The sequence below is a fragment of the Falsihalocynthiibacter sp. CO-5D18 genome (assembly GCF_041205445.1).
Taxonomy (GTDB): Bacteria; Pseudomonadota; Alphaproteobacteria; order Rhodobacterales; family Rhodobacteraceae; genus Falsihalocynthiibacter; species Falsihalocynthiibacter arcticus.
Window position 1 is genome coordinate 22,442 of sequence record NZ_JBGFCF010000011.1, and the last position, 25,656, is coordinate 48,097.

At 54.2% G+C, this 25,656-nt stretch carries 30 protein-coding genes; 21 read left to right on the top strand and 9 right to left on the bottom strand.

The features are described 5' to 3' along the window. Window positions 1-9 precede the first annotated feature (9 nt). From AB9F27_RS14615 to AB9F27_RS14635, 5 genes are all read left to right on the top strand, one after another. Window positions 10-1,416, top strand: coding sequence for a CpaF family protein (locus tag AB9F27_RS14615; RefSeq protein WP_335584283.1), 1,407 nt, complete (start codon window positions 10-12; stop codon window positions 1,414-1,416). Beyond that, on the top strand, window positions 1,413-2,384 hold the full coding sequence (locus tag AB9F27_RS14620; protein WP_335584282.1) for a type II secretion system F family protein: 972 nt from the start codon (window positions 1,413-1,415) through the stop codon (window positions 2,382-2,384). The genes AB9F27_RS14615 and AB9F27_RS14620 overlap by 4 nt, the downstream gene beginning before the upstream one ends. A 12-nt stretch (window positions 2,385-2,396) precedes the next feature. Continuing rightward, complete coding sequence (locus tag AB9F27_RS14625; protein WP_335584281.1) at window positions 2,397-3,398, top strand: type II secretion system F family protein; 1,002 nt, start codon at window positions 2,397-2,399, stop codon at window positions 3,396-3,398. Between the two features lie 245 nt (window positions 3,399-3,643). Continuing rightward, window positions 3,644-4,474, top strand: coding sequence for a helix-turn-helix transcriptional regulator (locus tag AB9F27_RS14630; protein WP_369757895.1), 831 nt, complete (start codon window positions 3,644-3,646; stop codon window positions 4,472-4,474). Between the two features lie 10 nt (window positions 4,475-4,484). Further along, on the top strand, window positions 4,485-4,970 hold the full coding sequence (locus tag AB9F27_RS14635) for a prepilin peptidase (RefSeq protein WP_335584279.1): 486 nt from the start codon (window positions 4,485-4,487) through the stop codon (window positions 4,968-4,970). 23 nt (window positions 4,971-4,993) lie between these two features. Here AB9F27_RS14635 and AB9F27_RS14640 read toward each other — a convergent pair whose 3' ends face one another. Then, complete coding sequence (locus AB9F27_RS14640; RefSeq protein ID WP_369757896.1) at window positions 4,994-5,482, bottom strand: GFA family protein; 489 nt, start codon at window positions 5,480-5,482, stop codon at window positions 4,994-4,996. Window positions 5,483-5,744: 262 nt separating this feature from the next. On the opposite strand from AB9F27_RS14640, the gene tig reads away from it, so the two are divergent. Continuing rightward, window positions 5,745-7,076, top strand: coding sequence for a trigger factor (gene tig / locus AB9F27_RS14645; RefSeq protein ID WP_335584277.1), 1,332 nt, complete (start codon window positions 5,745-5,747; stop codon window positions 7,074-7,076). Between the two features lie 104 nt (window positions 7,077-7,180). Continuing rightward, entirely contained in the window at window positions 7,181-7,810 is a 630-nt protein-coding gene (locus AB9F27_RS14650; protein WP_335584276.1) for a MarC family protein, read from the top strand. Between the two features lie 8 nt (window positions 7,811-7,818). Here the strand turns inward: AB9F27_RS14650 and AB9F27_RS14655 are convergent, their stop codons facing one another. The 6 genes from AB9F27_RS14655 to rpsF all read right to left on the bottom strand — a co-directional run bounded on the left by AB9F27_RS14655 (window position 7,819) and on the right by rpsF (window position 10,917). Next, window positions 7,819-8,631: a class I SAM-dependent methyltransferase gene (locus AB9F27_RS14655; protein ID WP_335584275.1), complete on the bottom strand. Its 813-nt coding sequence runs from the start codon at window positions 8,629-8,631 to the stop codon at window positions 7,819-7,821. A 182-nt stretch (window positions 8,632-8,813) separates the two neighbouring features. After that, complete coding sequence (locus tag AB9F27_RS14660) at window positions 8,814-9,113, bottom strand: hypothetical protein (protein WP_369757897.1); 300 nt, start codon at window positions 9,111-9,113, stop codon at window positions 8,814-8,816. Window positions 9,114-9,206: 93 nt separating this feature from the next. Beyond that, a complete protein-coding gene (locus AB9F27_RS14665; protein WP_369757898.1) occupies window positions 9,207-9,518 on the bottom strand; it encodes a hypothetical protein in 312 nt (103 codons plus the stop codon). A 159-nt stretch (window positions 9,519-9,677) separates the two neighbouring features. Beyond that, complete coding sequence (rplI, locus tag AB9F27_RS14670) at window positions 9,678-10,307, bottom strand: 50S ribosomal protein L9 (protein WP_335584273.1); 630 nt, start codon at window positions 10,305-10,307, stop codon at window positions 9,678-9,680. A gap of 12 nt (window positions 10,308-10,319) precedes the next feature. Then, window positions 10,320-10,547: a 30S ribosomal protein S18 gene (gene rpsR, locus AB9F27_RS14675; protein WP_039002053.1), complete on the bottom strand. Its 228-nt coding sequence runs from the start codon at window positions 10,545-10,547 to the stop codon at window positions 10,320-10,322. Between the two features lie 13 nt (window positions 10,548-10,560). Beyond that, the gene (rpsF, locus tag AB9F27_RS14680) at window positions 10,561-10,917 is read right to left on the bottom strand and encodes a 30S ribosomal protein S6 (RefSeq protein WP_039002054.1); all 357 of its coding nucleotides are present in this window, start codon (window positions 10,915-10,917) and stop codon (window positions 10,561-10,563) included. 250 nt (window positions 10,918-11,167) lie between these two features. Here rpsF and AB9F27_RS14685 point away from each other — a divergent pair, with 250 nt between their 5' ends. Both AB9F27_RS14685 and AB9F27_RS14690 read left to right on the top strand, forming a co-directional pair. Next, a complete protein-coding gene (locus AB9F27_RS14685) occupies window positions 11,168-11,827 on the top strand; it encodes a hypothetical protein (protein WP_335584272.1) in 660 nt (219 codons plus the stop codon). Between the two features lie 146 nt (window positions 11,828-11,973). Next, a complete protein-coding gene (locus tag AB9F27_RS14690) occupies window positions 11,974-12,564 on the top strand; it encodes a YceI family protein (RefSeq protein WP_369756074.1) in 591 nt (196 codons plus the stop codon). Window positions 12,565-12,637: 73 nt separating this feature from the next. Here the strand turns inward: AB9F27_RS14690 and AB9F27_RS14695 are convergent, their stop codons facing one another. After that, complete coding sequence (locus AB9F27_RS14695) at window positions 12,638-13,822, bottom strand: cytochrome b/b6 domain-containing protein (protein WP_369757899.1); 1,185 nt, start codon at window positions 13,820-13,822, stop codon at window positions 12,638-12,640. Between the two features lie 169 nt (window positions 13,823-13,991). On the opposite strand from AB9F27_RS14695, the gene fabD reads away from it, so the two are divergent. The 3 genes from fabD (at window position 13,992) to AB9F27_RS14710 (ending at window position 16,189) form a co-directional block, all read left to right on the top strand. Further along, on the top strand, window positions 13,992-14,927 hold the full coding sequence (gene fabD / locus AB9F27_RS14700) for an ACP S-malonyltransferase (RefSeq protein WP_369757900.1): 936 nt from the start codon (window positions 13,992-13,994) through the stop codon (window positions 14,925-14,927). Window positions 14,928-14,936: 9 nt separating this feature from the next. After that, entirely contained in the window at window positions 14,937-15,674 is a 738-nt protein-coding gene (gene fabG / locus AB9F27_RS14705; protein WP_369757901.1) for a 3-oxoacyl-[acyl-carrier-protein] reductase, read from the top strand. A gap of 281 nt (window positions 15,675-15,955) precedes the next feature. Beyond that, on the top strand, window positions 15,956-16,189 hold the full coding sequence (locus AB9F27_RS14710; RefSeq protein WP_039002057.1) for an acyl carrier protein: 234 nt from the start codon (window positions 15,956-15,958) through the stop codon (window positions 16,187-16,189). Between the two features lie 56 nt (window positions 16,190-16,245). Here the strand turns inward: AB9F27_RS14710 and AB9F27_RS14715 are convergent, their stop codons facing one another. Then, window positions 16,246-17,121, bottom strand: a complete 876-nt coding sequence (locus tag AB9F27_RS14715; RefSeq protein WP_335584269.1) for an EamA family transporter — start codon at window positions 17,119-17,121, stop codon at window positions 16,246-16,248. A 106-nt stretch (window positions 17,122-17,227) separates the two neighbouring features. Here AB9F27_RS14715 and AB9F27_RS14720 point away from each other — a divergent pair, with 106 nt between their 5' ends. The 9 genes from AB9F27_RS14720 (at window position 17,228) to AB9F27_RS14760 (ending at window position 25,590) form a co-directional block, all read left to right on the top strand. Then, window positions 17,228-17,722 (top strand): MarR family transcriptional regulator, encoded by a 495-nt coding sequence (locus AB9F27_RS14720; protein WP_335584268.1) that lies wholly within the window; start codon window positions 17,228-17,230, stop codon window positions 17,720-17,722. Between the two features lie 145 nt (window positions 17,723-17,867). Next, on the top strand, window positions 17,868-19,130 hold the full coding sequence (gene fabF, locus AB9F27_RS14725; protein WP_335584267.1) for a beta-ketoacyl-ACP synthase II: 1,263 nt from the start codon (window positions 17,868-17,870) through the stop codon (window positions 19,128-19,130). Beyond that, a complete protein-coding gene (mltG, locus tag AB9F27_RS14730) occupies window positions 19,130-20,284 on the top strand; it encodes an endolytic transglycosylase MltG (protein ID WP_335584266.1) in 1,155 nt (384 codons plus the stop codon). Before fabF ends, mltG begins: the two co-directional genes overlap by 1 nt. A 282-nt stretch (window positions 20,285-20,566) precedes the next feature. Beyond that, a complete protein-coding gene (locus AB9F27_RS14735) occupies window positions 20,567-20,908 on the top strand; it encodes a hypothetical protein (RefSeq protein ID WP_335584265.1) in 342 nt (113 codons plus the stop codon). Then, window positions 20,811-22,187 carry a terminase large subunit domain-containing protein gene (locus AB9F27_RS14740; protein WP_335584264.1) on the top strand — a complete coding sequence of 459 codons (1,377 nt, stop codon included), beginning with the start codon at window positions 20,811-20,813 and terminating at the stop codon, window positions 22,185-22,187. The genes AB9F27_RS14735 and AB9F27_RS14740 overlap by 98 nt, the downstream gene beginning before the upstream one ends. A gap of 155 nt (window positions 22,188-22,342) precedes the next feature. After that, a complete protein-coding gene (locus AB9F27_RS14745; RefSeq protein ID WP_335584263.1) occupies window positions 22,343-23,527 on the top strand; it encodes a phage portal protein in 1,185 nt (394 codons plus the stop codon). Further along, the gene (locus AB9F27_RS14750) at window positions 23,524-23,772 is read left to right on the top strand and encodes a hypothetical protein (protein ID WP_335584262.1); all 249 of its coding nucleotides are present in this window, start codon (window positions 23,524-23,526) and stop codon (window positions 23,770-23,772) included. The genes AB9F27_RS14745 and AB9F27_RS14750 overlap by 4 nt, the downstream gene beginning before the upstream one ends. An 11-nt stretch (window positions 23,773-23,783) precedes the next feature. After that, window positions 23,784-24,353 (top strand): HK97 family phage prohead protease, encoded by a 570-nt coding sequence (locus AB9F27_RS14755; protein WP_335584261.1) that lies wholly within the window; start codon window positions 23,784-23,786, stop codon window positions 24,351-24,353. A 34-nt stretch (window positions 24,354-24,387) separates the two neighbouring features. After that, a complete protein-coding gene (locus AB9F27_RS14760) occupies window positions 24,388-25,590 on the top strand; it encodes a phage major capsid protein (protein WP_335584260.1) in 1,203 nt (400 codons plus the stop codon). Window positions 25,591-25,656 lie beyond the last annotated feature (66 nt).

A 25,656-nucleotide genomic window follows, 5' to 3' on the forward strand; every position in this document is an offset into this window, starting at 1 on the left:
AGAGCCAAAATGTTCAAGAATTTTACACGAAACGGTAAAGAAAATTCAGCCAAAAGCATCGACCTCCCCGGAGCGGTGGTTGTTAAAGCGCTGAAGACCCCGTTGCAACTCGTCGATCCTCAACAAAGTGCCACGGAACACACGTTGATTAAGCGGCTGGAACTCAAAAGCCGCCTGCATGACGCTTTGCTGGATCGGTTGAATTTCTCGGTGATCGACAAGGTGGAAGATGAAGCACTGCGCAAGGAAGTAACCTCCTTGGTGAGCGAAGTCTTGAGCAAGGAAGGCACGCCGTTACGCGGCGAAGAATTCAAGAAGATCGTGGACGAGTTGATGGATGAGGTGCTTGGATTAGGGCCGCTTGAGCCGCTCCTCGCCGATCCCACCATCAACGACATTCTGGTGAATGGCCATAAAAGCGTGTTCGTGGAACGCTTTGGTGTGCTGGAGCGCACCAACGCCCGCTTTCGCGACGAGAAGCATCTTTTGCGGGTGATCGACAAGATCGTCACACGGATTGGACGCCGTGTGGACGAAAGCCAGCCTTGGGTGGATGCGCGCCTTGAGGACGGCAGCCGCGTGAATGCGATCATCCGGCCCTGTGCCATCGATGGCCCTTCGATTTCGATCCGTAAGTTTTCGCGCCAACCCTATAGTCTGGCGCGACTGGTCGCGAGTGGCGCCCTTACGGGGCCAGCCGCGAAGTTTCTGGAAGGGCTGGTGGATGCGCGGATGAATGTGTTGATTTCCGGCGGCACGGGCTCGGGTAAGACCACCATGCTCAATGCTATGTCGGCATTTATTTCTGAAAAAGAGCGGATTGTGACCATCGAAGATGCCGCCGAATTGCAACTACAGCAAGGCCATGTTGTGCGCCTTGAAACACGGCCCTCCAACCCGTCGGGGGGCGGCGCGGTGGCGCAGCGGGACCTGTTGCGCAACGCGCTTCGGATGCGGCCTGATCGGATCATCGTGGGCGAGGTGCGTGGCGCTGAAACCTTCGATATGTTGCAGGCGATGAACACGGGCCACGACGGATCGATGACCACGGTGCACGCCAATACCGCGCGCGACGCGCTGTCGCGGTTGGAGCAAATGGTGACGATGATGGGCGTTGATTTTCCGATGGCGGCCATCCGTGGCCAAATCGCCAGCGGATTGCAATTCGTGCTGCAACTGTCCCGCCTAAGCGACGGTCGCCGCCGCGTGATGTCGATTTCCGAAATTACTGGTATGGAGGGCGATGTGATTACGATGCAGGACATCTTTGTGTTCCGCAAAACGGGTCGCAGCGAAAATGGCGATATTCTAGGGGAATTCATTCCGACGGGCATCCGCCCCAAGGCCGCCGAGGCGCTGATTGCTGCGGGGATTAGCATCGATGCGTCTATGTTTATACGGGAGAAAGCGCAATGAAACAGCTTATGTCCCACCCCTATGCTTTGTATTTTGTCTATACGTTTTTGGCGGTGGGCGTGTTTTTCCTTCTCTCTGGCGTTTGGCAACTTCTGCGCCGCTCCGAGAACAAACATGAAGCACGCAATCGTCGGATGAAAATGATCGCGGGCGGGGCGACGGCGGCGGAAATACTTGCTGTCCTCAAACCGGTGGAACGCGGGGGGTGGATAACGCGCCTGCCGTTTGTTGGCGACCTTCCAAAGGCGATGCGGCAAGCTGGGATGACCAGCTCGCCAACGCTGCTCATCCTGATTTGTCTGAGCATTTCGGCCGTTATTTCTGCAATGGCAGCTATGAAGGTGACGCTTTGGATGGCCATTGCGATAGGTGTTACGGTTGGCTTTCTCCTGCCTATCGGGATTATTCGCCGCCGTCGGGCGGCGCGCATTGAGGCGATAACCAAACTCTTGCCTGAGGCGCTGGATTTAATGTCGCGCGGCTTGCGTGTGGGGCATCCGTTGAACACCTCGATTGCCTCGGTCGCGGAGCAAATGCCGGATCCGATTGGCTCCGAATTTGGTCTGATCGCAGACCAAGTAAGTTTTGGCGACGATTTGGTCGACGCTTTTGCGGAATTTGCAGATCGTATCGACATTGAGGACGTCCACTATCTCTCGGCCAGTTTGGGCATTCAACACGGGACGGGGGGCGACTTGGCGCGGGTGCTCGATGTCTTGTCCAAAGTGGTTAAAAACCGGATCGCCATGCGGCGACGGATTCAGGCGATTTCAGCGGAGGGCCGTTTGTCGTCGTATTTCCTCTCGGCGATCCCCGTGTTTATTTTCGTTACCACGTCAATTTTCAATCCGCGATACTATCAGGATGTCTATGACGATCCGCTTTTCATTCCCATGGCCATCGCGGTTGTGACGTTCACGGTGGTGAACGCCGTTATTCTCGCCAAACTCGTTAGATTTAGAATATGAAAGGTTGCGACCATGTTTGAAACACTCACAACACTGACGAGTGCGTGGAATATCACGCCGCAAATGGTCCTTATCATTGGGATGGGATTGGGCGCGTTGACCATCCTTGGGGGCGTCGCGGTTTTGGTCGGGGAGCGCAACCCCGCCGCAGATCGCATCGCGGCTGGCTCCACAAAACGCCGTGAACAGCGGCGGGATTTCGGGCTTTTGCAAGCACCCAATCACGACCCCAAAGGCATTTGGAAAGCGTTTCTACCGGGGGATATGAAAGAGCGCAGCGATCTTGCCCGCAAATTGTCACAAGCTGGATATAACGGCCCCCACAACCTGCGAAATTTCACCTTGGTCCGTGTTGTATTGGGCCTCGGCTTGCCCGGGGTTCTGTTGGCGGTTTTGCTCATTAGTCGCGTGCCGGATATTCAATTGCCGTTTGATATTTCCAGCCGTCTCTCAGGGTTGTCAAATGGCACCATTGTGCGCACGCTTTCAGTCTTGATATTTCTGGGGTATTTTGTGCCGATCAAATGGCTCAATGATCGCGCTGAAGAACGGCGGATGCGGATCGAGGAATCTTTTCCCAACGCCTTGGACCTCATGCAAATTTCTGTTGAAGCGGGGCTTGGGTTTGACGCCGCGATGACGCGGGTTGGAAATGAATTGGCCGAAATTGCCCCCGAGATGGCCTATGAGTTCCTCACGGTTCAGCGGCAAATTCAAGCCGGTCGTGATCGGGACGCCGCAATGCAAGACATGGCCCAGCGAACAAATGTGGATGTCATCCGCTCGTTTTCCGCTGTGGTCAGCCAATCGGTTCAATTCGGGACATCCATGTCAGAGGCTCTGACGGCCTACGCCAAAGAGATGCGAGAGTTCCGGGAAATTAAGGCCCAAGAAATGGCCAATAAACTGCCCGTGAAAATGTCCGTCGCGCTCGCGTCCCTCATGCTTCCTGCGCTGATTTTAATTTCCATTGGCCCGGTTGTTATTCGCTATACACGGTTTTTTGCCGAGTAAGAGGGCAGGGTTTTTGCCCTAATTTGGACACAATTCATCTAAAAATACATGCTAGGATTGAAAATGCAGTGAAAAAGCCGCCAAATGTGGCAATTTGTTGACAGAATTAAGAATTCAGGCCTAAAATTAAGACATAGGCTGGAAGAACCAGCATTGAGATTTTTTGAGGCACCCGAGTATGATTTAAAGGGGTGCATAAAGTGGGTACTAAGGGACATTATGGGGATAATACCCTAGGGAATACTTTGAGCGTTGTAAGTCTGGTCGAAGGCATTGCTGGCTGGTGCCAAGCGGTGCAGGGCGTCGCGTCCTTTCGGCAAGGCCTTAAGGCGATCTCAATGGGATTTGGGGCAAAAGCCGCGACGCTGGTGAAGGCCGCGAAAACGCAAGACGGGAAAATTCGATCTATTTCCGTGGACTTACAGCGAGAGGCGCAGTGCGGCGCGTTGGATCGCTCGTTTGCTGACCTTATTTTAGGATCCTATATAGCGCACGCCAAAGTTGGCTCGGTTTGGTACGCCAGCATGGCCGCCTATGGGGATGCGCCAGAATTGTTGGAGTTGAGAAATCAACGCGCTCTGGCCGAAACTGTGGTGATCGTTTTGGGGCAGGACGGGAAGTGGGTTTACCTTCTGGAACTGCATTTCGCCAACCGCCTGTCATCAGGGGCCGGCGCGATGCTGACGTCCCTGTGCGACACGCTGTGTCAAACGTGGTCGTGCCGCTCGCCGGGGGTGTTTTCAGAATCCCTCTTGGATCGTCAGCCAGAAACCTTGAATGTAACCCTCGCAGCACCGCTTTTGTCGGACCTTAATCCGGCGGGGTTAAGTCGCGCAGAATTTCGCGTGTGTTTGCTGTTGAGCCATGGGTTAAACCGCGACGTTTTGGCCAAGAAGTTGAAAATTTCGTCCTCCACCCTGCGCAGTCACCTCAGACAGATTTATGACAAGGCCGAATGCCGAAATCTGAGCGACTTATTACGTCGGTTACTTCTGGTTGGGCCAAGCCCCGCGCAGGAAACCCCCTTGGTCACAGCGATCGAGCGAAGGGCGATATCCCATCAATCTGTGGCTTGACGGCCCTGAAATGATGCTTTTGCCGCTTTTGCTTTTTACGCCGGTTCTGCTTTATGTCGCGCAAAGCGATCTGCGGTGGATGCGGATTCCAAATACGGCCTCGCTCCTTGGGATTGGCTTGTTTGTGGTCACCATTCCATTGATTGGACTTGAGGAGGCCATTTCGCGCATCCTCCCCGCCTTGATCGTGTTTTGTATCGGGTTTGCCCTGTTTCTCCTGCGGATTTTTGCGGGTGGGGATGTGAAAATTCTTGCGGTGCTCATGCTTTTTATTCCGTCGGGAACGCTCTCGCTCTTTGCGCTGGTTTTCTCGGGGGCGATGCTTTTGGGAATTGTCGCCGTAACCGCCACCCGTGCGTTGGCCCTCCCGCAATTGCGCGGCTGGGTTTCGATGCGTGCCCGTGGCATGATGCCGATGGGACTATCCATCAGCCTCGCTGGCATTGGCCATTTAGCGGTGCTTTATGCGCTTCAAACGTCTTCCCTGATGCCCTGATCCGTGTCCGTCGCAAACGCGGTTTAGGTTCCGATGATTTGGTGCGTTTCAAACACGGTTGGTTCTATGGGAGCCCCATCCTGCGTGGTCGCGTGTTCAATGAAGGTGTTCACATGGGGCGGAATGCACGTGCCGCGTTGTGCCACACCTAGGAAAATTTGCTTTGAGTTTTCCGGTGTCAGATCGAACCAATTCGGATCATCAAACGTTCCGCCATAGACCCCGACAATGTTGGCGAAACGCTCAAAGGTCAGGAACAACTTTGTGCCGCATGTGTCGCAGAAATGAACGAAAACCTCTTTTCCGCTGCCCGCCGACGTATGCACGTATTTTTTCGGTGTTCCTTTGAGGAGGCGAAAATCCTGCGCGTCAAAGATCGGTTCGACCATATAGGCGCCGCCCGTGGCGCGTTGGCAAAACTTGCAATGGCATATCGTCACGCGGCTGGGTTGATTTTCCACAGCGTAGCGAAGGTTTCCGCACAGGCATCCGCCTTGGGCATTTTCCATCATCGTGCCTTCCTCGATTTTTTGTGAACCTCTCGTTTTATAGCATGATTTGGGGCGCAAGTCGCACAACAATCCTCGGGGAAGGGCGATCTTCGCGGGCGGTTTTCCTCAAAAAGAAGCTGGATATTGCCGCTCGTGGCCTTTGTGTGCCGATGACGGTGCGATTGCGGCCTTTCTCCTTGCATCATGGCGCTCATCCCCATAGAAGAACCGAGATTTAACTCATTGCCGCGTCCGCGCGGCCATTTTGCTATAAGGACCCCCCATGCAGGTTACTGAGACCCTGAACGAAGGCCTAAAACGCGGTTACACGCTTGTTATTCCCGCTGCCGATTTGGACGCAAAAGTTAACGAAAAGCTTAAAGAAGCGCAGCCAGATGTTGAAATGAAGGGCTTCCGTAAAGGCAAAGTGCCTATGGCGTTGCTCAAAAAGCAATTCGGCCAGAAAGTTATAGGCGAAGCCATTCAAGAGACCATCGATGGCGGCCTTGGCAAGCATTTTGAAGATTCCGGCGACCGCCCTGCGTTGCAGCCAGACATTCAAATGACCAACCAAGACTGGAAAGAGGGCGATGACGTTGAAGTTACCGTCGCTTATGAAGCTCTTCCCGAGATCCCAGAAGTTGACCTAAAAGCTCTGGCACTTGAAAAACTCATCGCAAAAGCGGATGACGCTTCTGTGGACGAAGCTTTGACCAACCTTGCTGGAACCGTCAAAAATTACGAAGATCGTAAAGCTGGCAGCAAAGCCAAAAAAGACGATCAAATCACCATCGATTTCGCAGGCAAAGTTGATGGCGAATTGTTTGATGGCGGCACAGCCGAAGATTTCCCATTGGTTCTCGGTTCCGGTTCGTTCATCCCCGGTTTTGAAGACCAATTGATTGGTGCTAAAGTTGGCGACGATGTTGCCGTTACAGTGACGTTCCCTGCGGAATATCAAGCGGCAAACCTTGCGGGCAAAGAAGCTATTTTTGATTGCACAGTGAAAGCTGTAAAATCGGAAATCGCCGCTGTGGTTGACGATGAATTGGCGAAAAAATTTGGCGCCGAGGATCTTGCTGGTCTTAAAGGTCAAATCGCTGAACGTCTTGAAGCTGAATATGCGGGCGCTGCTCGTGCGGTTCAAAAACGCGCATTGCTTGATGCGCTTGACGGTTTGGTAAGCTTCGAGCTTCCCCCATCGTTGCTTGAAGCCGAAGCTGGTCAAATCGCGCATCAACTATGGCACGAAGACAACCCAGATGTTGAAGGCCATGATCACCCCGAAATCGAAACAACAGACGAGCACAAGAAGCTTGCGGAACGCCGCGTGCGTTTGGGTCTGTTGTTGGCAGATATCGGTCAGAAAGCGAAACTCGAAGTTTCCGATGCTGAAATGACCCAAGCGATCATGACGCAAGCGCGCCAGTATCCAGGTCAAGAGCGTCAGTTCTTTGAATTTGTTCAACAAAACCAACAAATGCAACAGCAACTTCGCGCTCCATTGTTCGAAGATAAAGTTGTAGACTATGTTTTTGAATTGGCCACGGTCAGCGAAAAAACAGTCACCAAAGAAGACCTTGAGAAAGCTGTGGAAGCTCTCGAAGAAATGTAAGGCCTAACCCGCTTTAAAGATCGAGGGCCGTCGCGGGGGATAAACCAGCGGCGGCCCTTTTTTTGTTATTAAAATTGATAGATCAGCGTCGAGGAGTTTGAAATATGGATTGGTCAGTCGTCCTTAGAGATTTCTTAACGATATTTGCTGTCATCGATCCGATTGGGTCGGTTCCCGTTTTCCTCTTTGCGACGGCCAAAGTGCCCCCCCATTTGCACAAACGATTTGCGCTTCGAGCGGTTCTGATTGCAACGTTGGTGTTGTTTGGATTTTTGGTCGGAGGTCAATTCGTTTTGGAAGGCCTTGGTGTTCGGCTGGGTGCCTTTCAGGTCGCTGGGGGGATTATCCTTTTCCTCTTTGCCCTGACGATGATTTTTGGGGAATCTAAACCCGAAGCAGAAATTCACGAAGCGGAAAAAGACTATCTGTCGGGCGCGGTTTTTCCACTGGCGATGCCGTCGATTGCCTCCCCAGGGGCGATGTTAGGGGTGGTTATCTTGACGGATAATCATCGCTTTTCCGTTGCTGAACAATCGGTTACCGCAGTGCTTTTGCTGGCTGTCCTCGCTGTGACGCTTGTTTTTCTCCTCATGGCGCAGAAAATTCATCGGGTTATTGGCACGACAGGGGCGAGTGTGATCAGCCGTGTAATGGGCATCATTCTTGCGACAATCGCGATTGATTCCATCCTGCAAGGCCTTGAGGTTGTCGGCGCTATAAGCCTCAATCCATAGATATTCTCTTAAGGAGCGCGACATACAAAAGTGGTCGTTTCAAGGGGGATCGTAATGGGACTTGGGCCGAAAGCGCTGTGGAAGGCCTCCAAGATTGCTTCCGCAACCACAGTCGGTTCCACCTCGCCGCGTTGCCGGATTTCGTCGATAATCGGATTGCCGAAAACCAACGCCGTTGCAAAAGCTTCTAGATTTGTAATGGTCTTTTGCAGTTGAATGGTCTCGTGCTCAACATCGTGCCAGCCCGCTTGGGCAAGGTCGGCGCGTACTTGGACGGGATCACCATAGTGGAAGGGGACCCTATAAAACGCGGGAGGATCGTTGGGAAAGAATTTTGCGGCGGCGTCATAGGCGATTTGCGCGAACGGGTTCTTGGACATCGCGCTCCACACATTGAAAAGATAGTACCCGTTTTTTTTGAGAACCCGCGCAGCTTCCCGATAGGACGCGGGCTTGTCAGGAAAAAACATCACCCCAAATTGACAAACCATCATGTCGAACTCGGAATCCTCAAAGGGTAAATCCATGGCGTTGGCGACGGTAAAATCGACTACGTCTTTGTTTGTAAACTTGTTTTTGGCCACCTGAAGCATGGGAAGGTTTAGATCCGTAACCTCAAGGCGCGTTTCTGGGGACAAGCGGTCGCGTAGGCGGCGACTTAGAATACCGGTCCCTGCTGCAAGTTCGACGACATTGGTGGCCGGTAAGCTGGCGCAACGCGTTGCGAGCAAATCGGCATAGTCAAAAAAGATATTGGGGCCAAGACCGCTGTCATAGTAGCTTGGAATATCCCCGACGAAATTGGATGAGGTATTAGACATTGTCATAACTCCCAATAATTTCTGAACAGTGCTTAGGTGTAAGCATTATAGAGCAAAACGGGTGGAAAAACGAGGTTGAAAATGTCGAGACCTACGGCTCAAGCCGCTGCATGTTTGGGGCATGGAAAAGGGGGCGGGCTTGGCTCTTTTGACGGAGCAGGTAAGCGCGTCCCCCTCCTATTTTAGTCCAAATCGAACGTATAATTTGGTTGGCATTTTTTTGCGTTAGGCTTCTTGATACAGGCCTCTACCAGAGTTGCATATTTGGTGAGGCGTGGATCACCGGGTGTTTTGTATTTTGCCGCCGCATCAAGCAACTCTTGTGCTGTCTCGGGCTCCCCGCTGCGAATGCGTGCGAAAGCAGCGGTCAAATAGATGTACCGTTTTTCCTCATTCGTTGCGACATTTCGGAAGGCGTTGGCGGCTTCGCGATATGCGGCGTAATATTTGGCATTGCCGTAGGAACGGGCGGAATCATACATGTGACCTTGCTGAAGGAGCGCGAACATTTCTGCTTCGGATAGAGTGCCAAGCTCCTTTTCCACAAGGTAGGCCCGTAAATACCGAGAGTCCTTTTACGATTTTTTGTACCAATCGGTTTTAACCATTGCCTTGAGCTTCGGTATTTCCGACAGAAGAAAATCTTTATAGATCGGGAAGTCAGCAGTTTTGCAAACAGGCAGATGGGTGATGAAATCGCATGTCGATAATTGAGACAAACTCATCGTAAACTCTTGCTCATAGGAACAAGAAAATGTGCTGACGATTTCGGTCTTAATGCCGCCAATTGGGCAATCTACTCTTTCTTCAAATGCCTCACCCGCCCAAGCTGTTTGGCTTGATACGAGGGCGGCGAAAAGGGCGATGGCCGTAAATTTATGTCTCATAAGGGCTCCTAGAAAATTGCGCGTTTTCAATGTGATCTAGGGGAAGTCTGGGGGGGGGGGGCGTTTATTTTCAAGGAAAAAATAATTTAAACTTGGCGCATGAAAAAAAGGCCGCCCAGAATGAACTGCGCGGCCTTCAAATTGCTCGGGAAGGGAAGCTTAAGCTTCGTCTTCGTCCGCAACTGCTTCTTCTTTAGCAGCGGGTGTATAGTCGTCGTCGCCAAATTCATCCGCAGCAGCGCCGATTTCGTCGAAGAGCTCGGCGATTTCGAATTCTGCTTCAGCTTCAGCTTGCGCTGCGAGCTCTTGGATGGATTTACCAGAGGCCTGTAGTTCAGCTTCTTCGTTGGAGCGTGCAACGTTCAATTCGATCGTCACAATAACTTCAGGGTGAAGTTTAACAGACATGTTGTGCAAGCCGAGTTCTTTGATCGGGGAGACCACAGAAATTTGCTTACGGTCGATTTCGAATCCACCAGCGGAAGCAACTTCGGAAGCGTCACGTGGTGTAACGGAACCGTAGAGCGAACCGGAGTCGGACGCGGAACGAATCACAACGAACTGTTGACCGTCAAGCTTGGCGCCGAGCGCTTCTGCTTCAGTTTTGGTCTCAAGGTTTGTGGCTTCGAGCTGGATTTTGCGCGCTTCAAAGGACTCGATGTTCGCTTTGGAAGCGGACAGTGCTTTGTGCTGTGGCAACAAATAGTTGCGCGCATAACCGGATTTTACATCTACAACATCGCCCATTTGGCCGAGTTTTGTAATGCGTTCAAGAAGGATAACTTTCATGATGTGCGCTCCTTACTTAACAGCGTAAGGAAGCAGAGCGAGAAAGCGTGCGCGTTTGATTGCACGGGCCAACTCACGCTGTTTCTTAGCCGAAACTGCGGTGATACGGGAAGGAACGATTTTGCCACGCTCAGAGATGTAGCGCTGCAGAAGACGTGTGTCTTTGTAATCGATCTTCGGAGCATCGTCGCCAGAGAATGGGCAAACTTTGCGGCGGCGGAAAAATGGTTTAGTAGCCATGGTTTAGCCTTCCTTACGTGCGCTCGCGACGACGGTCGCTGCGCTCTTCACGTTTTTGCATTTGAACCGAAGGACCTTCGGCGTGCTCGTCGACTTTGATAGTCAAAACGCGCATTACATCTTCGTGTAGACGCATCAGACGTTCCATCTCTTGGACGGCTGGGGAAGGGGCATCAGAGCGCAAAAAGGCATAGTGGCCTTTGCGGTTCTTGTTCACTTTGTATGCCATGGTTTTAACACCCCAATACTCGTGCTCAACGACTTTGCCGCCGTTGTCCGAGAGGATGGTGCTGAAATGTTCGATAAGGCCTTCGGCCTGCGTGTTGGACAAGTCCTGACGCGCAATAAAGACATGCTCGTATAGTGGCATGCGATCTCCGTTCATATGGGGCGCACTTCAAAGATCGGTCATTCCTTCTGCACCCGATCACGAGAGGTTGCGCTGTTAAAAATGCCGCAGAAGAAGGTGGCCTTATAGCAGGGTAATGAGGGGATGCAAGCCTGCAGGGTAAAGAGGAGCGCTATACAACTATCGCGGTATTAACCAACTGCTGACACAGTTCTGCCGTGTTTGGATTCAAGATTATTAAGCAAGCCTTAATACAAGACAGGAATGTACAATGATCAATCACATGTCAGACAAGAGCAAGTTAATTGCCGCTGCGGCGCGGTCCAAGAAATTTGCGATCCAAGCGACCTCGTGGGGATATGCCGTGCGGATGCCGGGCAATACCGGATTTTGGGCGCGATTTGCGCAGGCATTGGCGGGGGGCGTCGCCCTTGTTTCCATCGGAATCGCTGTTGGAATGTGGGTTATGCCGGGGTCCGAAATGGGGGCCGATATCGCGTTGTTTAAAGCGGCGCTCTCTGGGGTACTTGTGCTGACGGGTCTGTTGGCGCTTTGGTTTGCGGCACAGGGCACCACATATGAGTTACAGGTGGACAGTGTGAAGCGCGAGTTGCGCGAAGTTTTGCGCAACAAAAAGGGGCAAAACCTCGTTTTGCGACGGATGCCTTTTAACGATATTCGCAGCGTGATCCTGTCGCGCGATCCACAGCGCAATTTGCCCGGTTATGCGCGCCTTATGTTGCGCCACAAAACGCAGGGGCATTGCATTGATCTGGTGACAGATAAGGACGACCGCCTTGAAGCGCTGCGCGAGGTTTTGGCGCGCGATATCCTCATGGGCGAGGCTGAAATGTCGAAAGCATCGGTCGTTACGCCGCGACGTGGTGCGATAGTGCGTCATGAACGCGAAATGCCGATCCCAGCACAATAGGGGCGCGTCAAACTCTGTGCAATCGGTTTTCCGCCGCAAAACTGTGCGCAAGTGCACAGACCCTGTGGAGGGAACGTGGGTTGAGAAATATGCCATCAATGAACATCTAAGCTCGATCAGACATTCAATCTTTTGGAGCTTTAATAATGTTTACCACTACCCTGAAGTCCGCCGCCGTTGCCCTTACTTTGGCCGGAATTTCCTCCGCTGCAGTCGCCGCACCTGTTGCTTATAAATTCGATCCTAGCCACAGCCAGATCGTTTTCAAGATCAACCATCTCGGCCTTTCTACCACCACGGCCATGTTCTCGGGTTTTGACGGAAACATCCAGTTCGACCAAGAAGACCCCGCAGCAAGTTCGGTTGAGGTCTCCTTCCCTGTAACGACTTTGTTGACAGGCTGGGAAGCGCGCTATGACCACTTCATGTCACCAGAAATGTTCAACGCGTCGGAAAATTCGGATGTGAAGTTTGTGTCCACAAACATTGAAGTTACAGACGACACCAACGCGAAAATTTCGGGTGACTTGACGATCAATGGCATTACCAAACCCGTCGTTTTGGATGCGGTTTTGAACGCGGCAATGGAAGAGCACCCTATGGCTAAAACGCCTTGGGCTGGATTTGATGCGACAGCAACGGTTCTGCGCAGCGAATTCGGACTTGGCGCCTTTGTTCCCTTCGTGGGCGACGAAGTTGAAATCGCGATCTCTGTTGAGGCGATGCAAGCCGAATAAGTTTTCTACACCTCACAAAAAAGGGGCCTCGCAGCGATGCGAGGCCCCTTTTTTGTTGTTGCTTTTGTTGTCGCTACTTGAAGGCGACCAAATCTACCTTGAGGTCGACGTCAAAGCCGAGGCTGCTTTCGTCGGGCATGGCCGCTCCGATGCTATAATCCAGACGCGCCAGCGAGGCCGCACCCGCCATTGTCGCAACATCATCCTCGATGCTGAGGGTGAACGGCAGGGTTAATGGCAAGGTTGTGCCTTTAAGAGTGAGGGTCCCGCGCGCCTCATACGTGTCGCCCGTTGCGAATATATCGGCGGCGTAAACGGCGGTCGGGAAGGTCGTTGCATCAAAGAAGTCTGACCCCATGGCTTGATCTGTGACGGAGCCAAGGGTGAAGGAGGCGATGGCGACGGTTACTTCGACGCGGCCCTTCTTGTCGCCCTCCAAAGTGGGATCGAAGGCAATATCGGCAGTCCAATCGGCGAAACTGCCAGTGACGGCGCTGCCCAATTGTTGCACGGTGACGGCCATGTTGCCGCTTTCCACAGTCCAGTCGCTTTGCACGTCTGCGAGGTTGGTTTGCGCGGCGGCAGGGGTTTGCAGACCCAAAAATGTGCCCACCCCCATGGCGACACCATAGAGAGCCACAGCAATCACCAGCGGGGTTTTGCTGTGGCGTTGCTGTGGCAGGGTCGGGGTGCTCATTTTTCCGGGAAGCATGCGTTTGAGCGTGGAGTCGCGATCAATAAAGGCGTGTTTCAGGGCCCCTGCGATATGCAAAATAAGGGAGGCGAGAAGTAGCTTAGTGAACACGCCGTGCCAGCCAGACGTAATATGCGAGAACAATTCAGATTTGGGGAGTTCGGGGAGGATCGCGCTAAAGGGCCACAGGATCGGCGCGCTAAAGGCCGCGGTTGAGTGGTGAAGCCAGCCCGACAGGGGCACAAGAACGAGGGAGAAATAAAGCAGCCAATGCACGGCCTCGGCGGCGGTGGCCTCGGCGGGATTGTCGGCGTTCAGTAGGCCGGGTTTGGGTTGGGTCGTTGCCCAAAGAATGCGCAGGACAGCCACAAAAAACAGGGTGACGCCGACGGTTTTATGCAGACTAAAGAGCCACGCTTTTTGCGCGACCTCGTCGCTCGTTGCCATTGGGAAGTCGTTTGCGATCATGCCAAGGGGGAACGCGGTGAAAATAAGAAGGGCGGTGAGCCAGTGAAAGGTTTTGGTAACGCTGCCATAAAGGGCGGGCGAATTGGTGAGGGCCATGTTTTGCTCCGAAATTGGTTGCGCAAACTATAGGTGCGCGGGGGTGGCAAGCAAAGGCGTGAATACGTGCAGGTACACACAAGTATTGCGCGCGGTTGCAAAGGCGAACATTGCGAAAAGCTGCGCATCGTTGTATTTGAAAAGAAAACTATAAAAAGGAAGCGGTATCATGCGCGCATTTGTATTTCCGGGGCAGGGCGCCCAAACAATTGGCATGGGGAAGGCTCTTGCAGAAGCTTATCCTGCGTCCAAAGCAGTATTTGACGAGGTCAACGAGGCGCTTGGCGAGAATTTGAGCGGGATGATTTGGGACGGCGATATTGCCGATCTGACCTTGACGCAAAACGCACAACCCGCGTTGATGGCCACCTCTATTGCCGCGTTGCGCGCGCTTGAGGCCGAAGGAGTTTCGGTGACGGATGCGGCATTTGTGGCGGGGCACAGCCTTGGCGAATATTCAGCACTGACGGCGGTGGGTGCGTTGTCACTCGCGGACACTGCGCGCCTTTTGCGTATCCGTGGTGCGGCCATGCAAAAGGCGGTTCCGGTGGGTATTGGCGCGATGGCGGCCTTGTTGGGGCTTGATTTTGCCACCGCCAAAGAGGTGGCCGAGGAGGCTGCACAGGGGCAGATTTGTCAGGCGGCCAATGATAATGATCCTTCGCAAGTTGTGGTTTCAGGCAACAAAGAGGCCGTTGAACGCGCGATTGAGATTGCGAAAGCCCGTGGCGCAAAACGTGCGATTTTGCTGCCTGTGAGTGCGCCGTTTCATTGCGCGTTGATGGAGCCTGCCGCGCAAATCATGGCGCAGGCTTTGGCGGATGTTACGATTAACGCGCCTTTGGTGGCGCTGGTGTCCAATGTGCAGGCCGAAGCGACGACTTCGCCGGATGTCATTCGGGACTTGCTGGTTAAACAGGTGACAGGATCGGTGCGGTGGCGCGAATCTGTGGAGTATATGGCAGGCCAAGGCGTGACTGAGGTCTGGGAAATTGGCGCAGGAAAAGCCCTCGCGGGGATGATCCGCCGAATTAACAAAGACGTGGTTTGTCGCGCTGTGGGCACGCCCGAGGACGTTCTTGCGGCAGTTGAAAGCACGAAATAAGGAATGCAAATGTATGATCTAACAGGAAAATGCGCGCTGATTACGGGTGCGTCTGGTGGTATTGGCGGCGAAATTGCGCGGGCCTTGCATGGCGCGGGCGCCACGGTGGCCCTTTCGGGCACACGGGTTGAGCCGCTTGAGGCACTGGCGGCAGAATTGGGCGAGCGGACGCATGTTTTGCCCTGTAACCTAAGCGACGCCGCCGCCGTAGATGCGCTGCCGAAAGAGGCGATTGCCGCTATGGGCACCGTTGATATTTTGGTGAACAACGCGGGGATCACCCGCGATCAGTTGTTCATGCGGATGTCGGATGAGGAATGGTCCTCGGTGATTGACGTGAACCTGACCTCCACAATGCGCCTGTGTCGTGGCGTGATGCGCCCGATGATGAAGGCGCGTTGGGGGCGGATTATTAATATATCAAGCATCGTTGGGGCCACGGGCAATCCGGGCCAAGCCAATTATGCAGCGTCCAAGGCGGGGATGGTCGGGATGACCAAATCGATTGCCTATGAAGTTGCGTCGCGCGGAATCACGGCCAATGCTGTGGCTCCCGGATTTATTGCGACGCCGATGACGGACAAGCTCACGGATGATCAGAAAGATAAGATCAACGTGCAGATTCCCGCCGGTCGGATGGGAACAGCCGCCGAAATCGCCGCAGCGGTTGTATATCTGGCCAGTCCAGAGGCCGCATATGTGACGGGAACAACGTTACATGTGAATGGCGGCATGGCGATGCTCTAGGGCTTAAAAGTGGGGGCATGCCTTAATTTAGGGGATGCCCCGCAACTATTTTTAGAATAGGGTCTGAGTGAGAAAATAATTTGCGCTCTTGATCCTTAAGAATGTATATCTATCTTCTGGAAAGCGTTTGCCTTGGCGGATTGATATGCTAAAGGAAGCGCAGAAGAACCGACAGCGGAATAAGCGTTTGCCGGGTTTCCTGCGTTAGCAGGGCTTAAGTCGCCCACTCTGGGCAGGAAAGAAACGGGTGGTAGCACCCTACACTAGAATGAGGAAATAATATGAGCGACATCGCAAATCGCGTTAAAAAGATCGTCGTAGAGCACCTTGGTGTAGAAGAAGAGAAAGTCGTTGAAAACGCTTCCTTCATCGACGATTTGGGCGCAGACAGCCTTGATACAGTTGAATTGGTTATGGCGTTTGAAGAAGAGTTCGGCATCGAGATCCCTGACGACGCTGCTGAGACTATTCAAACTTTCGGCGACGCGACGAAGTTCATCACAGAAGCTTCCTAAGCCTCTTACAGAATTTTAAGCTTTAACGGCGCTCCTCATTGGGGCGCCGTTTTTCGTTATTGTGTTTGCTCAACGGTCGGTTGGGGGCTTTTAGCCTTGGTTTGGGCCAGCCAGACGGCCCAGAGGGTTATAATCGCGCCGCCGATTTGGAGGGGGGAGAGCGTCTCGCCCGCAAAGGTCCAGCCAACAAGTACCGCAGTGATTGGACTGAGCAGGCCGAGGGCCGAGATGATTTCCGTGTCCTGTGTTGCAAGCCCGCGAAACCAAAGGAAGACCGCGCCAGCCGTGCCGAATCCGGCCAGATAGGCGAGGGCGAGCCAGTTTTGCGCGGTAAAGCTGGGCATTGGCGGCTCGAAAATGGCAGCGAGCCCCGCGATCATGAGGCCTCCGGCAATAAGTTGCCAACTGACGAACCCCACAAGTGAGACTGGCGGCGTCCAGCGGCGGGTGAGGACATTACCCAGAGCCATGGAGGCGGCGGCCACGATCCCCGCCAGAATGCCGAGGGGATCAAGCGTTGCGGAGGGGGTGAGAACCAAGACCGCAATGCCGAGCGCGCCAAGGCTGGCGGCAAAAAACGAGCGTGGACGAATGCGGCGATGCAGGACGATTCTGACGAGGAAGACGACCATAAGAGGCTGAAGCGCACCTAATGTTGCCGCGACGCCACCGGGGAGGGCATAGGCGGCATAGAATAAAAACGTCCAGAAAATGGCGAAGTTTAGCGCACCTAGAATGGTCGCGCGCAGCCACCAGATGCCGTGGGGGATTTCGCGCGAAAAGAGCCATAGCACAAGGCCCGCAGGCAGGGCCCGCCACGCCGCCATACCCATCGGATGGTCGGGCGGTAGAAAGTCTTTGAGCACAATATAGGTCGTGCCCCAAAGGATGGGCGCAAGGGCGGCGAGATAGAGGGTCGATTTGGAAGACATGGGGTTTGTCCTTTCGTCTTGACGTCAAGATAAATGGTTGACCACGTATTGCAAGATGTATTTCCTTTATTCTTGACGTGAAGATAAAAAACAGCATCCTGTGTGTATGGATCATGTTGACAAAATTGTTGCGCAGTGGACGCAGGAACGGCCCGAGCTTGATGTCGGACCGATGGAGGTTATTGGCCGCATTGTGCGTTTGGCCAATGTGTTGAACCAAGAGATGGAGCGGATTTTTGAACGTCATGATTTAACGGCTGCGAGCTTTGATGTACTCGCCACGTTGCGCCGCTCGGGTGCGCCGTTTTCGCTCTCGCCGGGGGCTTTGATTGGCAGCACGATGGTGACGTCTGGCACGATGACCAATCGGATTGATCGGCTGGTGACGGCGGGGTTGGTGGAGCGACGGGGCAATCCAAAGGATAAGCGTGGGTTTTTGATTTGCCTGACGGCGGCGGGGCACGCGCTGATTGATCGCGTGGTGGAGGATCATGTGGCGCGTCAGGCCAAGTTGGTTGGGGCGCTGAGCGAAGAGGAGCGCGAGGTTTTGGTCAAGATTACGCGAAACCTGACGGACGCGATTGGCGCTTTGCCGGAATAAATATTGACGCGAAAATAGGGGGTAAGCCGGTTTGGAGGACGAAAGCGGGGGGATTTTATCCCCTAGGGTTGTTTCTTTACCTTGCTCCTTAGGGGGAGAGCACGATATCAAGCAAGGAACAAAAGTTTAAGGCGGGAGAAACGCTATGCGTCGAGTAGTTGTCACAGGTTTGGGAATGGTCACACCATTGGCCGACGGTGTTGAAGAAACATGGAGCCGTCTGATCGCCGGAGAATCTGGGGCAGGGACGATCACGCGGTTTAATCCCGAACGTGTTGCCACCAAATATGCCTGCGAAATCCCCTTAGGGGACGGTAGCAATGGCACGTTTAACCCCGATAAATACATGGAGCCCAAAGACCGCCGTAAAGTCGATGATTTCATCCTTTATGCGATGGCGGCTGCGACCCAAGCGGTTGAAGATTCAGGCTGGATTCCGGAAGACGAAGAAAGCAAATGCCGCACGGGTGTGATGATTGGCTCGGGCATTGGCGGGTTGTCGTCGATTGCGGAAACCGCGCTTGTTTTGGCGGAAAAAGGCCCGCGCCGTGTGTCGCCGTTCTTTATTCCGGGTGCATTGATCAATCTTGCGTCGGGCCAAGTGAGTATAAGATACGGCTTTAAAGGCCCCAACCACGCGGTTGTGACGGCGTGCTCGACGGGCGCGCATGCCATTGGCGACGCGGCGCGTTTGATCATGTTGGACGATGCGGATGTGATGGTCGCGGGGGGGGCAGAGAGCCCAATTTCCGAGATTGGCATCGCGGGCTTTAATGCCTGTAAGGCGTTGTCGACTTCGCGTGGGGACGATCCCAAAACGGCGAGCCGTCCCTATGACCGTGATCGCGATGGTTTCGTTATGGGTGAGGGCGCAGGCGTTGTGGTTCTAGAAGAATATGAACATGCAAAGGCGCGTGGTGCGAAGATTTACGGCGAGGTTCTCGGCTATGGCCTGTCGGGGGATGCGTATCACATTACGGCCCCTGCGAGTGACGGGGATGGCGGTTATCGTTCGATGGCGGCAGCTATTAGGCGGGCGGGGATTACGCCTGAGGATATTGATTATATCAACGCGCATGGCACCTCCACGATGGCGGATACGATTGAATTGGGTGCGGTTGAACGCCTGATGGGCGATGCGGCGGATACGGCGACGATGTCCTCGACAAAATCGGCAACGGGGCACCTTTTGGGCGCTGCGGGGGCGATTGAGGCGATCTTCTGTATTCTGGCGATCCGTGACCAAGTTGCGCCGCCAACGCTCAACCTTGAGAACCCTGATGTGACGCCGCGCCTTGATCTGGCGCCGCTCAAAGCGGTGAAACGTAAAATTGACGTCGCGCTGTCCAACTCCTTTGGGTTTGGTGGCACAAATGCGAGCGTTATCTTTGGTAAGGTAAAAGACTAATGTGGAAAAATCTGGCCTCAAGCGCCCTGACTTTCCTGGTGCTTATTTTGTTTTGCTTCGGCGGCGTCGCGATGTGGGCGACCAAGCAATATGAAGCCCAAGGCCCGCTTGAAACCGCGATCTGCTTGAAGGTGGATTCGGGATTTAAAATGGGGACCGTGGCCGATATTTTGGAAAAAGAGGCGGCAATCACCAACGGGTATATTTTCCGTGTTGGCGTTAATTATTCCGACAAGGCTGCCGCTCTTAAGGCGGGGAGCTTTTTGGTGCCCGCTGGAACCTCGATGGAAGGCATTGTTGATATCGTAACGGGCAATGGTCGCTCTACTTGTGGGTCGGAAATTGTCTATAGAATCGGTGTGTTACGCAGCGAAGTTCAACTAAGGGAGCTTGACCCTGCGACCAATCGATTTGAAGAAAAATTCGCTTTTGATCCGGTCGCGGACGCGGTGCCAGAAGGGTTTGAGGAGGCGCGGCAGAATGCAGATTTGCGGTACCGAGTTGCCCTTGCTGAAGGGGCCACAAGTTGGCAGGTTGTTGAGGCGCTGAAGGCGGCGGATTTCTTGACGGGTGATGTTGATGAAATTCCAGCAGAAGGATGGCTGGCACCGGGGAGTTACGAAGTGGCGTCCGGCGAGACGCGCGCAGAATTACTGGCGGAGATGAAAGATCGGCAGGCCGCGGATTTGCAGGAAGCGTGGTCCAACCGCGCCGCAGATCTTCCGATTGAGACAATGGAGGAAGCGCTTGTTCTCGCGTCGATAATTGAGAAAGAAACGGGGATTGCGGAAGAACGTGGGCAGGTTGCCAGCGTTTTTGTGAACCGCTTGAACCAAGGGATGCTTTTGCAAACGGACCCGACAGTCGTTTATGGCGTGACGGAAGGTAAAGGCGCGTTGGGACGCGGGTTGCGGCAGAGTGAGTTGCGCGGAGATACGCCGTGGAACACCTATGTTCACGCGGGCCTACCACCGACACCCATTGCCAATCCAGGGAAGGCGGCACTCCAAGCTGCGGTCAACCCAGACAGCACGAAGTACGTATTCTTTGTGGCGGACGGGACGGGCGGACATGCCTTTGCCACGACGCTTAAGGAGCACAATGACAACGTGGCCATTTGGCGCAAAATCGAAGCTGAGACACCCGAAAACTAGGGGTTTCAGCGGCAGGAAATGAAGGAAAAGGCGTCCGCTTCGGGCGCCTTTTTTGTGCGCGTTTGCGACAGGTTTCCCTTTGTTCTTCGGGAGTTACGTGGGGGTGCGTTCGGTGGGTGTTGCCGCGCAACGCCTCGAAATCATTGATTTTTTCACTCTGATGTGTCAATTTACAGGTCGAGCTAGAAGGGATGTGACCCCGTTAAAAGCGCCATTTTAGAGCGCTAGATTGAGCCACATTTCTCTCGTGCGGGCAAAGCATGAGAGGCGGACAATAAGAATATGACACTTATTACACCCATTGAGGATATTGGCAGTGCCGAAAGCTTGCTTTTGGTGGCCGAAAAACAGGTTCAACGTTTGATCGGTGCCGTCGAAGGCGTCTTGCAAACAAATGAAACAAGCCAAGATTTGGACACGAAGGAGGCCGTTGCGCTTTCGAAGGATTTGTCCAAAGCCTTGCAAACTCTATTTGAGGAAAGGTCGCGCGTTGAAAAACTTCGCAAACAAAAGTCCGGAATTGTCCATGACTTCGCGCTCGACTTTGACCGAGCACGCCTTGAAATCGGGAGCCGCTTGGCTCGCTTGCGCAGAGCAAACAATACAGGAGACGTTTCTGAATGAATTAGGGGACGAGTCGCTTTTGGCTCTGCCTTGGTTGTTTGAATTTTGGGCCCTACCGCACCAACTCCCGCCAGAAGGCGATTGGCGCACCTGGGTGATTATGGGAGGGCGTGGTGCGGGTAAAACCCGTGCTGGAGCCGAGTGGATACGGTCGGAGGTAGAGGGGGCGCGCCCCCTCGATCCGGGTCGCTCGCGTCGTGTGGCGCTCGTTGGGGAAACGATTGATCAAGTGCGCGAAGTTATGGTTTTTGGCGAGAGCGGCATTTTGGCGTGTTCTCCGCCAGATCGTCGACCCGAGTGGCAAGCCAGCCGGAAGCGTTTGGTTTGGCCGAATGGGGCGATTGCACAGATATTCTCTGCCCATGATCCAGAGAGCCTGCGCGGGCCGCAGTTTGATGCGGCTTGGGTGGACGAGCTGGCGAAATGGAAGCGCGCCGAAGAGGCGTGGGATATGCTGCAATTCGGGCTGCGCCTTGGAGATATGCCACGGCAATGCGTGACAACAACCCCGCGTAATATACCGATTTTAAAAGGCATTTTAGGGAATAAGTCGACGGTTGTGACACAAGCGCCAACCGAAGCAAATCGCGCCTATTTGGCGGCGAGTTTCCTTGAAGAGGTGCGTACGCGGTATGCGGGCACCCGTTTGGGGCGGCAGGAATTGGACGGTGTTTTACTGGAAGACACTCAGGGTGCGATGTGGACGCTTGGGACGTTGGATCAGGCGCGGGTCAATGAGGCCGACAATTTAACACGCATCGTTGTAGCGGTTGATCCGCCTGTGACGGGCCATAAAGGGTCCGACGAATGTGGGATTTTGGTGGTGGGCGCGCGCACTGTGGGCGAGCCGAAGGACTGGTACGCCGTTGTGTTGGAAGACGCGACGATCAGCGGGGCCGCGCCCAGCGTTTGGGCGCAAGCCGCACTAGATGCGATGGAGCGCCACGGGGCCGATTGTTTGGTGGCCGAGGTCAATCAGGGCGGTGATTTGGTGGAATCGGTGATCCGACAGTTGGACCCGATGGTGAGTTACAAAGCGGTGCGGGCGAGCAAGGGGAAAGCGGCGCGGGCCGAGCCTGTGGCTGCGTTATATGCCCAAGGTCGCGTGCACCATTTGGGGGCGTTCACAGCGCTTGAGGATCAGATGTGTCGCATGACGCAGCAAGGGTATGAGGGCAAGGGCAGCCCCGACCGTGTGGACGCGCTTGTTTGGGCGATTACCAATCTTTTGATCACCCCAAACAAGATGGCGCAACGCCCCCGCGTACGCACCCTTTAAGCGTTCTTTAGGGACTTGTGAGAGAGTGGTTTCAACGAGAATGGAACCGAAAACATCCCTTCTTATTCATATGTGTCAATAGGTTGCCCGATTGGGAATTCTGATGGCCCGCCCGGTGGGTGTTCTTTTAGGCGAAGAAACAGGAGCTTCTTCAGATGGTATTTGATTTCCTAAAACGCGGCGAGACGGTTGCGGCAACTGGCCCAACTGCCACCAAAGCTTCCGCCACGGGGCCAGTGGTTGCGTATCATGGTTCCGGGCGTGTGGCATGGAGCCCGCGCGACGTTGTTTCCCTCACCAAAACGGGGTTTTCGAATAATCCTGTGGGGTTTCGGTCGGTCAAGATGATCGCGGAGGCGGCGGCGGCATTGCCACTGGTGCTTCAGGATCGGGAACGTCGGTATGAGGATCACCCGATTCTTTCGTTGATTGCATCGCCAAACGGGGCGCAGGGACGGGCGGAATTGTTTGAAAACCTGTATGGGCAGTTGTTGCTGACGGGGAATGGGTATCTTGAGGCTGTTGCGGCGGAGGAGGGGCTTCCTTTGGAGCTTCATGTTTTGCGCAGCGACCGGATGAGCCTTGTTCCGGGGGCGGATGGCTGGCCGATTGCGTATGAATATGCCGTGGGGGGGCGCAAGCATCGGTTTGATGTTTCTGGTCATGTTAGCCCGATTTGCCACGTAAAAAGCTTTCATCCGCATGACGATCACTATGGTTTGAGCCCGATGCAAGCGGCCGCAAGCGCGATTGATGTGCACAATGCTGCGAGTCGTTGGAGCAAGGGTTTGCTGGACAATGCGGCGCGTCCGTCGGGGGCGATTATCTACAAGGGTCCCGATGGCGCGAGCATGTCGAACGACCAATACGAGCGCTTGCAGGACGAAATGTCGAGCTATCATCAGGGGGCCGCGAACGCGGGTCGACCGATGTTGCTTGAGGGTGGTTTGGACTGGAAACCGATGGGCTTCTCACCGTCGGACATGGAGTTCCAAAAGACCAAAGAGGCCGCTGCGCGCGAGATTTCCGTGGCCTTTGGGGTGCCGCCGATGTTGTTGGGTATTCCGGGCGACGCGACCTATGCGAATTACCAAGAAGCCAATCGCGCGTTTTACCGGCTGACGGTTGTGCCGCTGGCGACACGGGTTGCGGCAAGTATTGCGGAGTGGTTGAGCCGCTATAGCGGCGAGAAAGTCGAGCTGAAACCGGATCTGGATCAAGTCTCGGCGCTGTCGTCGGAACGCGACAACCAGTGGCGGCGGGTCAGTGATGCAAGCTTCCTGACGGATACCGAAAAGCGCGCCATTCTTGGGCTGCCCAAACTCTCGGAGGACGAATGAGCGAACAGCCACATCATGTTGGTGGGTCGCGGTACCTTTATGAAGGGTTTGATGCCGCGGCGGCACGAATAGACGCGAATGAGCGGGTAACAAAGTTGCAGTTTCAAGCTTTAGATCAACGGCTTAGTCGCATTGAACAGGCGCTTGAACGGTTGGAACGACGCCTTTGGTTGGCGGTTTACGGTGTGGTCGGGGTGATCCTTGCCCAAGGGATTATTTCCCTGATGGAAATGGCACCGAAATGAGGAAAAATGACATGACTTCACAGGAATTAGAAACGGGCCTTGAGCGAAAATTATGTCGTTTCGAGGACGGGGTGACGATTACGGATGGCATTAAGATCGAAGGCTATGCGAGTCTTTTTGGCAAAAGCGATCAGAGCGGCGACGTGGTTGCAAAAGGAGCTTATGAACGCTCGCTTGCGCATCTTGCGGCAAAAGGGCGGAGTGTGAAAATGCTCTGGCAACACGATCCCGCCCAGCCAATTGGCCTTTGGGACGAGGTGCGTGAAGACGCAAAAGGCCTCTATGTGAAGGGCCGGTTGCTTGAAGAAGTGGAAAAGGGACGCGAAGCGGCCGCGCTGATTAAAGCGGGCGCGATCGACGGGCTTTCCATTGGGTACCGTACCAAGAAAGCGGCAAAAGATGACAAGGGCCAGCGGCTCTTAACGGAATTGGAATTATGGGAGGTGTCCCTTGTGACATTCCCCATGCTTCCAGACGCGCGGGTCGGCGCAAAAGGGGCAACCCCCTTTGAAAGCGACCTCATGCGGGATTTGGCGGGAGTGCTAAATGACGCTCGCTACATGCTGGCCAACGATAGCTGAGCCAGCGATCTAACCTCTCAAACAGGATTGTTTAATGAGCAAAAACGAGACAAGGGCTCGGGCCGGGACAGCTGTGTCTGACGGTCTGTCGCCGACCGCGGAGGTAAAGACCGCGCTGACCGGCTTCGTGAGCGATATCAAAGAGTTAAATAACGAAACCAAATCACAAGTTAAATTACAGGAAGAGCGACTTACCATGCTGGAACGTAAATATATGACTGCCCAACGCCCTGCTTTGTCGGCTCATGCCGATACATCTGCGCCCCATCAAAAAGCCTTCGACGCCTATTTGCGCGTTGGGGATGATGATGCGCTTCGCGGGTTGGTCCTTGAAGGGAAATCCATGAATACGGCAGTGTCTGCCGAAGGTGGCTACCTTGTGGATCCCAAAACCTCCGAGACCATCAAAGGCGTGCTGTATACCACGGCGTCGATCCGTTCGATTGCATCGGTTGTTGAGGTCGAAGCGACGTCCTATGACGTGATTGTGGACCACACAGAAGTCGGCACGGGTTGGGCGAATGAAGTTGGTCCGATGTCTGAAACGTCTTCTCCGACGTTTGACCGGATTGCTATTCCGCTTCATGAGTTGTCAGCCCTGCCAAAAGCCTCGCAACGCCTTTTGGATGACGCGGCCTTTGATATCGAGAGCTGGCTTGCGGGCCGGATTGCGGACAAGTTTGCCCGTGCTGAGGCGGCGGCGTTTATCAATGGCGATGGTGTTGACAAGCCTACGGGTTTCTTGACCAAAACCGACGTTGCAAATGCGTCATGGACGTGGGGCAAGCTTGGCTATGTTGCCACGGGCCAGGATGGTGATTTTGCTTCCGTAAATGCTTCGGATTCCATCGTTGATTTGGTCTATGCGCTTGGGGCCGAATATCGCGCCAATGCGACCTTCGTGATGAATTCCAAGACGGCAGGTGCGGTGCGCAAAATGAAGGACGCCGATGGCCGTTTCCTTTGGAGCGATGGCCTTCAAGCCGGCGAACCTGCGCGTCTTATGGGGTATCCTGTGATGATTGCCGAAGACATGCCTGACATTGCTTTGGGAGCGAATGCGATTGCATTTGGCGACTTCTCCAATGGCTATACCATCGCCGAACGCCCCGATTTGCGCGTGTTGCGCGATCCGTTCTCTGCCAAACCAAACGTTCTGTTCTATGCGACGAAACGTGTGGGCGGCGACGTGAGCGACTTTGCGGCGATCAAGGTTCTGAAATTCTCCGTGAGCTAAGGCTTGTGGTGAATGATCCCTCCCTTTTTTAGGGAGGGATGCTGGGGCGCGCATCTTATGGGCCGT

Excerpts from the sequence above, each read along its gene's own strand:
- AB9F27_RS14740 (WP_335584264.1), top strand. The coding sequence starts at position 20,811 with ATGACTTCGCGCTCGACTTTGACCGAGCACGCCTTGAAATCGGGAGCC.
- tig (WP_335584277.1), top strand. The coding sequence starts at position 5,745 with ATGCAGGTTACTGAGACCCTGAACGAAGGCCTAAAACGCGGTTACACG.
- AB9F27_RS14650 (WP_335584276.1), top strand. The coding sequence starts at position 7,181 with ATGGATTGGTCAGTCGTCCTTAGAGATTTCTTAACGATATTTGCTGTC.
- fabG (WP_369757901.1), top strand. The coding sequence starts at position 14,937 with ATGTATGATCTAACAGGAAAATGCGCGCTGATTACGGGTGCGTCTGGT.
- AB9F27_RS14660 (WP_369757897.1), bottom strand. The coding sequence starts at position 9,113 with ATGTATGATTCCGCCCGTTCCTACGGCAATGCCAAATATTACGCCGCA.
- rplI (WP_335584273.1), bottom strand. The coding sequence starts at position 10,307 with ATGAAAGTTATCCTTCTTGAACGCATTACAAAACTCGGCCAAATGGGC.
- AB9F27_RS14735 (WP_335584265.1), top strand. The coding sequence starts at position 20,567 with ATGACACTTATTACACCCATTGAGGATATTGGCAGTGCCGAAAGCTTG.
- rpsF (WP_039002054.1), bottom strand. The coding sequence starts at position 10,917 with ATGCCACTATACGAGCATGTCTTTATTGCGCGTCAGGACTTGTCCAAC.
- fabF (WP_335584267.1), top strand. The coding sequence starts at position 17,868 with ATGCGTCGAGTAGTTGTCACAGGTTTGGGAATGGTCACACCATTGGCC.
- mltG (WP_335584266.1), top strand. The coding sequence starts at position 19,130 with ATGTGGAAAAATCTGGCCTCAAGCGCCCTGACTTTCCTGGTGCTTATT.
- AB9F27_RS14760 (WP_335584260.1), top strand. The coding sequence starts at position 24,388 with ATGAGCAAAAACGAGACAAGGGCTCGGGCCGGGACAGCTGTGTCTGAC.
- AB9F27_RS14715 (WP_335584269.1), bottom strand. The coding sequence starts at position 17,121 with ATGTCTTCCAAATCGACCCTCTATCTCGCCGCCCTTGCGCCCATCCTT.
- rpsR (WP_039002053.1), bottom strand. The coding sequence starts at position 10,547 with ATGGCTACTAAACCATTTTTCCGCCGCCGCAAAGTTTGCCCATTCTCT.
- AB9F27_RS14620 (WP_335584282.1), top strand. The coding sequence starts at position 1,413 with ATGAAACAGCTTATGTCCCACCCCTATGCTTTGTATTTTGTCTATACG.
- AB9F27_RS14720 (WP_335584268.1), top strand. The coding sequence starts at position 17,228 with ATGGATCATGTTGACAAAATTGTTGCGCAGTGGACGCAGGAACGGCCC.
- AB9F27_RS14655 (WP_335584275.1), bottom strand. The coding sequence starts at position 8,631 with ATGTCTAATACCTCATCCAATTTCGTCGGGGATATTCCAAGCTACTAT.
- AB9F27_RS14710 (WP_039002057.1), top strand. The coding sequence starts at position 15,956 with ATGAGCGACATCGCAAATCGCGTTAAAAAGATCGTCGTAGAGCACCTT.
- AB9F27_RS14635 (WP_335584279.1), top strand. The coding sequence starts at position 4,485 with ATGATGCTTTTGCCGCTTTTGCTTTTTACGCCGGTTCTGCTTTATGTC.
- AB9F27_RS14640 (WP_369757896.1), bottom strand. The coding sequence starts at position 5,482 with ATGATGGAAAATGCCCAAGGCGGATGCCTGTGCGGAAACCTTCGCTAC.
- AB9F27_RS14625 (WP_335584281.1), top strand. The coding sequence starts at position 2,397 with ATGTTTGAAACACTCACAACACTGACGAGTGCGTGGAATATCACGCCG.
- AB9F27_RS14690 (WP_369756074.1), top strand. The coding sequence starts at position 11,974 with ATGTTTACCACTACCCTGAAGTCCGCCGCCGTTGCCCTTACTTTGGCC.
- AB9F27_RS14695 (WP_369757899.1), bottom strand. The coding sequence starts at position 13,822 with ATGGCCCTCACCAATTCGCCCGCCCTTTATGGCAGCGTTACCAAAACC.
- AB9F27_RS14755 (WP_335584261.1), top strand. The coding sequence starts at position 23,784 with ATGACTTCACAGGAATTAGAAACGGGCCTTGAGCGAAAATTATGTCGT.
- AB9F27_RS14685 (WP_335584272.1), top strand. The coding sequence starts at position 11,168 with ATGATCAATCACATGTCAGACAAGAGCAAGTTAATTGCCGCTGCGGCG.
- AB9F27_RS14615 (WP_335584283.1), top strand. The coding sequence starts at position 10 with ATGTTCAAGAATTTTACACGAAACGGTAAAGAAAATTCAGCCAAAAGC.
- AB9F27_RS14745 (WP_335584263.1), top strand. The coding sequence starts at position 22,343 with ATGGTATTTGATTTCCTAAAACGCGGCGAGACGGTTGCGGCAACTGGC.
- fabD (WP_369757900.1), top strand. The coding sequence starts at position 13,992 with ATGCGCGCATTTGTATTTCCGGGGCAGGGCGCCCAAACAATTGGCATG.
- AB9F27_RS14750 (WP_335584262.1), top strand. The coding sequence starts at position 23,524 with ATGAGCGAACAGCCACATCATGTTGGTGGGTCGCGGTACCTTTATGAA.
- AB9F27_RS14665 (WP_369757898.1), bottom strand. The coding sequence starts at position 9,518 with ATGAGACATAAATTTACGGCCATCGCCCTTTTCGCCGCCCTCGTATCA.